A 6,371-nucleotide genomic window follows, 5' to 3' on the forward strand; every position below is an offset into this window, starting at 1 on the left:
CGACTTTACGTCGCGATGCTCCTGTTGCGGGATAAACCGGTTGCAACTAAAACCTGCGGGAATCACATCGCCATCTCATTCAAACTATTAAATTTATATACCTTGTTAATAATTAAGCACTATATTGCAACTTTTTGCTATAAATTTGACTTCATTCATTGTCTATTTAGTGTTCTAAAGGTATCCTACTTTCAACTTATTACAGGCGGTTGGAACTACCGCTTTTCTGTGATAAATTAAGGCAGCTAACTCCGACTATATGGTTGTTTTTCCGTTAGATTGGTAGAATAACTGAGTTGGCTTTAGTCAGGGAGCGACTTAGTCCCTGTCTGTCTTATTAAATGATTTAAAACTTAAGCTTATATTGCTCTCTCGCGATATGGCTTTTTTTATGAGTTAACGCGTCAAATCGGCGTAAGTTAACAAAAGGAAAACAAGGACTAATCATGATTGCAAATAAAAAATCTCTTCTTGCGCTCTCTGTAGCGTCTGCGCTAACGCTTTCTGGCTGTTTTAGCGATGATGACAACAATGTAACTATCACGCCTCCACCAGAGCCTACTGATCCAGTAGTCGTTGCGCCAGAGACTCCAGATGCGCTATCGCTAGTTGTAAACGGTAACGTTGTTAATGCAGACTTCGACGCGATCAAAGCGCAAGTAACTCTGCTTGAAAACGGTGAGCTAAGTGCAAACACTGTTGACGTAAATGGCACTGCGGTAAACGTGATTGACGCAACTGAAGGTGACTTTACTTTCACATTGAAGGAAGGCGCTTCTGTTGACTCAATTACAGTTAACGTAACAGCTGAAGGTTATGTGTCTAAGAGCTTTATTGTTGATTTAACACTTGCCGAAGGCGAGTCAGTAGTTCCTGCTCAACTAGAGCTTGTTTCTAAGAACGCGGAAGGTCTAGCTGATAAAGTTGTAGAAGCTTCTGTAACTGATGCGACGACTGCTGAAGTAATCACTGCAAAAGCTGAATCTGGTAAAGCAGGTGCTGACGTAGCGGTTCCAGCAAATACTCAGCTACTAGATGCAAACAACAACCCAGTGTCAGGTTCTACAATTTCACTAAATGTTACTGCTGCTGATAGCACGTCAGCAAGTGCGGGTGCTATTCTTCCTGAAGGTCTTAACGCAGCAGGTGCTGCTGAAGTTAAAACTCCAGTTGCTGTAACTAACATCGTAATGACTGACGATGCTGGTAACAAAATCAAAAAGTTCAGCCAACCTATCGAAGTAACAATGGCAATTCCAGCTACTACTACACTAAGTAGCGGTGAAGTTGTTAAAACAGGTGATGAACTAACGCTAACTTCTCACAACGAAGATACAGGTGTTTGGTCTACAGAGACAAACAAAGTAACTGTTGGTGCATTGAATGAAACAAACGGCACATACGCTGGTTCATTCATGACTGACCACCTTACGTTCTTCTCTGCAGTAGATACATTCGATGCATGTCAATCAGACATCAATGTAACTTTCTCTGGTGATGCAATCCCAGCTAACGGTTTAACTGTTAAGATGGAATCTAGCGACTATAAAGCTTCTGTACAAGCAAGAGCAGGTTCTACATCACAAACTGTTATCTCTGCAAACAAGGCATCACAAAAAGGCATTGCTGCTGATGCAACTGCACGTGTGACTGTTAAAGACAAAAATGGTAACACCTGGTTTGATAGCGAAACTGAAGTGTCAGTTTGTGGTAACGTAAACGTTGCGTTATCTAACCCAGTTACACTTGTTGCTGAGTCATTTGCAGTAACTGCTGTTTGTGAAAACGACAACACTGTAACGACACCACTAACAGGTGCTGTAGTTAAATACCGTCTAGAAAACAAAGGCTTTGAATCAGCTACTGGTACTGGCGGTACATACGAGCTAACAGACCTAGTAGAAGCTTCTTCATATGAAGTACGTGTTGTACCTCGTGGTGCTAAGTTTGCGGGCCTAGGTGCTCAAAACTTTACTATCACTGCTGATGGTACTGATGAGTCAGCTGAAATCACAGTAGCATGTGACGAAGTAACAGGTTCTTAATAACTATCGACTAAGATTTGCCTTCATTGAGGCAATTTACGTCTTAGTAAGATTAAAAAGCCGCTTAAATGCGGCTTTTTTGTGCCTGCTTTTTATTCTGTGGTGTCTCTTAAAAGACGTTGCCGTGCGATTTTGTATTTAAAATATGTCAGTCGTCGTTATTGATAACTTAAGGCTATGAAGTAAAAGAATTTGTGATTTTGGCAACTCTCGCCAATCGCGAACGAGTTCGCAAACTTCAGTGTAAAATATTTTAATTACTCGCTGGACAATCTTTGAACTTTCTCTATATTTAAATTTCGATGTAATAAAACGCGCGTTAGTGCCGCTTGGCACTTTCAAAAAAGGGAACAAGGACCAATCATGATTTCGAACAAAAAATCTTTACTCGCTTTATCTGTAGCTTCAGCTTTAGCACTATCGGGCTGTTTTAGCGATGATGATAACAATGTGGTAATCACTCCACCACCTGAGCCAACAGATCCGGTGGTTGTTGCACCAGAAACACCAGCAGCTTTAGCATTTGCTGTAAGTGGTAACGTAGTTGATATTGATACTGTTGATATCGTTGCGCCAGCGACAATTACCTTTTTTGAAGATGGAGAGCCAACCTCAAATTTGGTTAACGTCAATGGCGACGCAATCACTCAGATCACAACAGAAGATGGTAGCTATACCTTTACTGTAAAAGAAGGGGCGAATGTAGGGATTGTAACTGCTGTAGTCGCTGCTGATGGCTATTTTACAAAGAGCTTTGACATCGACTTAAGTAATGAAGATTCTGCAGCAACGCTAGAAGCTGAATTGGCACTTGTGTCAAAAGGTGGTGACGAAGTTGTTGAAGCAAGCGTGTCTGAAAGCGTAACTAACGCAACAACAGCCTCTCCGGTTACAGCTGCGGCTGCAAAAGGTAAAGCGGGTTCTGATGTAACGGTTCCAGCAGGCGTGCAACTAAGAGATGCAAGTGGTAATGCCGTTACAGGTAGTTCTGTATCATTAACGGTTGGCTCTGCGGATCCTACGTCTAGCAAGATTTCAGCGGTTTTGCCTGCTGGGTTGAGTGCTGGTAGTACAACTAGCGTTAAAAAACCAGTTGGTGTAAGTAACATCGTTATGCAAGATAACAACGGAACTAAGATCAAACAATTTAGCCAAGAGATCGATGTTTCTGTTTCACTTCCTGTCGCAACCTTAGCACCATCTGGTGATAGAACTATTCAAACTGGAGACCAGTTTGATGTTTCTTCAAATAATGAAGATACTGGTAAATGGCAGTCAGAAACGAATAAAGCAACTGTTGGTGCGTTAAACGCTGAAGGCACGGCTTACAAAGCATCTTTTAAAACCGATCACCTTACGTTTTTTACACTGTCTCGCTCAGTTCCAATCTGTACGCAAGGTATTACTGTTAATGTGACTGGCGATACTGTGCCGAGTTCAGGTCTATATGTGAGTATGACCTCTGCTGATGCGAGCGTATCAAGCTATTTACGCGGTGGTGCTACATCAAAAACAGTTGTTTCAGCTAGTACGTCAGCGCGTTATGGTATTAGCTCAACCGCAACAGCACGTGTAGTTATCCGTGATGCAGCAGGTAACGTGTGGGGGAATGCGTCATCAACGAATGCTGAAGTTCAGGTATGTAATGGGCCAATTGCGATCACGCTAGCAAATCCAATTCAAACCACTGTTAATGAAAATGTAACTGTCAGAGCTGTGTGCTCTAACGATGCAACGGTAACAGAAGTTATCCCAGGTGCGATTGTAAAGTATAGGTCAAGTACGACTAAGCCATTCCGCACAGCAGCGAACAATGGCGACGGTACTTTTGCACTATCAGCATTAAACGGTGATGTCGCGTCATATGCCGTTAGTGTAGACCCTCGAATTTCAGCTCCATTTACAACGTCTATTACGCCGGATGGAACAGATGAAACCATCGATGTTTCAGTAGCTTGTGACACTGTAACGGGTAGTTAAGTACAGAATGATTAGTCCAATCAGTTAAGCCGCGGAGACGCGGCTTTTTTCTTGCCCAAATTTTAAATATCTTCATTCATAAAGCCATATTGTCAAAATTAACCTTTCTTTCGTAGCAGCGACTTTATGTCGCGACTCTTTTTATGCCTTTATGTCGCGACTGTTTTATTACTTTATGCTGAGATTCTTTCTAAGAGAGTCTATGTCACGGTCTTTTTTATTGTGAATACTCTGTCGCCGTTATTGGTTTTCTAACGCGGGATAAACCCGCTGCTACGAGTTTGGCGTAGCAGCGACTTTATGTCGCGACTGTTTTTATGCCTTTATGTCGAGATTCTTTCTGTAGGCTTATGTCACGGTCTTTTGTATTGTGAAGAACTTGTCGCCATTATTGGTTTTCTATCGCGGGATAAACCCGCTGCTACGAGTTTGGCGTAGCAGCGACTTTAGGTCGCGACTGTTTATGCCTTTATATGAGTTTATGTCACGGTCTTCTTTATTGTGAAGATCCTGTCGCCATTATTGGTTTTCTAACGCGGGATAAACCCGCTGCTACGAATTTGGCGTAGCAGCGACTTTATGTCGCGACTGTTTTTATGAGTTTAGGTCGCGACTCTTTTTATGAGTTTATGTCGCGACTGTTTTTATACCTTTATGTTGAGGTTCTTTCTAGGAGTTTATGCGAAGATGGCGGCATGACGTTCCTGCTGTGGGTCTAGGCGGGAAGGTGACTATCAAACTTCCGAAAAAGACTAAAAACCGTTAAACTTAAGATCTTTAGTATACTCAATACGTTGACTACAGTATGAAATCTCATTTAGGCCGAAGAGCATTTTCCACTATGGAGCTTCATACCTTGTTTAACGGCTATATCTACTCAGATGAAAAACTAAAGCGTGAACAGCCTAAACATTGGCATTTTTGGCTACCTCTACTGAGCTATTACACTGGCGCGTATAGTGATGAAATTGGCTCACTCACACTTGATGATGTTTACTACAAGGACCATGTTCACGTATTTCACTTTAACACTCACGGTAAGATTCAACCGCGAGTGGTGCCTATTCATCCTGCATTATGGCAAGCAGGGCTGGAGCAATATTTAACATTGGTAAAACAGCAAGGACATCAACGTCTTATGTTTGATTTACCTGCAAAAAGTGGTCGTTATAGCGAAAAAGTTAGAATATGGTTTTCTGGAGAGGGGGAAAGACAAGGGTATCTACAAAAATGTGGTTTACCCAATGTTGATCAGCAAGGAATGAAAACGGCGATCAGCAGTTTACGACTCAACTTCGAGCAACAAATCAGAATATCAGCTATTCAGCTCGGAACTAAAGACAGTTTTCAATATTTATTGGGTTTAAAGCAAGATGGACATGAAGTTACGCGCCCACCTTTTCACTTGCTCAAGCAAGTTATTTCTCCGATCCGGGTTATTAATCCCAATATAACATGGCAACGCTTTTTGGAGCGGCACTAAAACGTAGTACTCAGTTACTACCACTTCTTACGTCAAGCGCATTATTATTTGCAAGATAAGTTAAGCAAGTAACACGCAGCATAGACGCCAAGTTTTTAATCTCACCATGACGTTCAATCACTTCTTGGTAAAGTAAAGAAATAAACTCGGCAAGGCCTAGATCTTCCCGTTGAGCTATGGTTTCTAATACTTGCCATATTTCATTTTCTAACGCGAGGCTAGTAACAGCTCCTTGAATGCGAATAGAACGTTTGGCTACTTCGTAACGATGAGGTTCTGTTGATGCGTAGAGTTCACACATATAAATTCCATAGGTAAAGTAATGGCAAAAATGATCCACTCAATGATCAGAGTGAAAGACGCTGATCGCTCAATCAAATTTTATCATGATGTATTTGCGTTGGTAGTGAAACGACGCATCGACTTTAATGATTTTTCTCTTATTTACCTTGGCAACGATGAAACTTTGTTTGAATTGGAGCTAACTTGGAACCATGACACCACGCTAGATTATACAATCGGTAATGGCTATGGGCATTTGGCTTTCGCCACGGATAGCTTGCAGGCTGTCTACAACAAGGCTCAAAAGAATAGTTATTGCCCTAAAGAAATCAAAGATTTTTATAATCAAAATCTATTAATAGCAAGATTCTTTTTTATTAAAGATCCAGATGGTTATGATATTGAAGTAATTGAAAAAAGCGACGTATATCGGTAGTAACGGGCTTAGCCCGCGACTAGGATTGATGTTGCGACATAGAATCGTTAAAGGTGTCACGACGTCAAGGCGTGAAAACAGTCGCGACGTAAAGTCGTGAAAAAAATCGCGACCTAAAGTCACCGCTACGAATGTGGATAAACCT

5 protein-coding genes are annotated in these 6,371 nt (G+C 41.6%); 4 read left to right on the forward strand and 1 reads right to left on the reverse strand.

Going from position 1 to position 6,371, the window contains the following annotated elements:
- Positions 1–446: 446 nt before the first annotated feature.
- The 3 genes from CWC03_RS11315 to CWC03_RS11325 all read left to right on the forward strand — a co-directional run bounded on the left by CWC03_RS11315 (position 447) and on the right by CWC03_RS11325 (position 5,508).
- On the forward strand, positions 447–2,045 hold the full coding sequence (locus CWC03_RS11315) for a hypothetical protein (protein ID WP_138582021.1): 1,599 nt from the start codon (positions 447–449) through the stop codon (positions 2,043–2,045).
- 363 nt (positions 2,046–2,408) lie between these two features.
- Positions 2,409–4,025: a hypothetical protein gene (locus tag CWC03_RS11320; RefSeq protein ID WP_138582022.1), complete on the forward strand. Its 1,617-nt coding sequence runs from the start codon at positions 2,409–2,411 to the stop codon at positions 4,023–4,025.
- Between the two features lie 805 nt (positions 4,026–4,830).
- Entirely contained in the window at positions 4,831–5,508 is a 678-nt protein-coding gene (locus CWC03_RS11325) for a site-specific integrase (RefSeq protein WP_171040238.1), read from the forward strand.
- Positions 5,509–5,518: 10 nt separating this feature from the next.
- Here the strand turns inward: CWC03_RS11325 and CWC03_RS11330 are convergent, their stop codons facing one another.
- Entirely contained in the window at positions 5,519–5,809 is a 291-nt protein-coding gene (locus tag CWC03_RS11330; protein ID WP_017217090.1) for a ribbon-helix-helix domain-containing protein, read from the reverse strand.
- 21 nt (positions 5,810–5,830) lie between these two features.
- On the opposite strand from CWC03_RS11330, the gene CWC03_RS11335 reads away from it, so the two are divergent.
- Positions 5,831–6,226, forward strand: coding sequence for a VOC family protein (locus CWC03_RS11335; RefSeq protein WP_138582023.1), 396 nt, complete (start codon positions 5,831–5,833; stop codon positions 6,224–6,226).
- Positions 6,227–6,371 lie beyond the last annotated feature (145 nt).

The sequence above is a fragment of the Pseudoalteromonas sp. S2755 genome, from assembly GCF_005886535.1.
Lineage (GTDB): Bacteria > Pseudomonadota > Gammaproteobacteria > Enterobacterales > Alteromonadaceae > Pseudoalteromonas.

Excerpts from the sequence above, each read along its gene's own strand:
- CWC03_RS11315 (WP_138582021.1), top strand. The coding sequence starts at position 447 with ATGATTGCAAATAAAAAATCTCTTCTTGCGCTCTCTGTAGCGTCTGCG.
- CWC03_RS11330 (WP_017217090.1), bottom strand. The coding sequence starts at position 5,809 with ATGTGTGAACTCTACGCATCAACAGAACCTCATCGTTACGAAGTAGCC.
- CWC03_RS11320 (WP_138582022.1), top strand. The coding sequence starts at position 2,409 with ATGATTTCGAACAAAAAATCTTTACTCGCTTTATCTGTAGCTTCAGCT.
- CWC03_RS11325 (WP_171040238.1), top strand. The coding sequence starts at position 4,831 with ATGAAATCTCATTTAGGCCGAAGAGCATTTTCCACTATGGAGCTTCAT.
- CWC03_RS11335 (WP_138582023.1), top strand. The coding sequence starts at position 5,831 with ATGGCAAAAATGATCCACTCAATGATCAGAGTGAAAGACGCTGATCGC.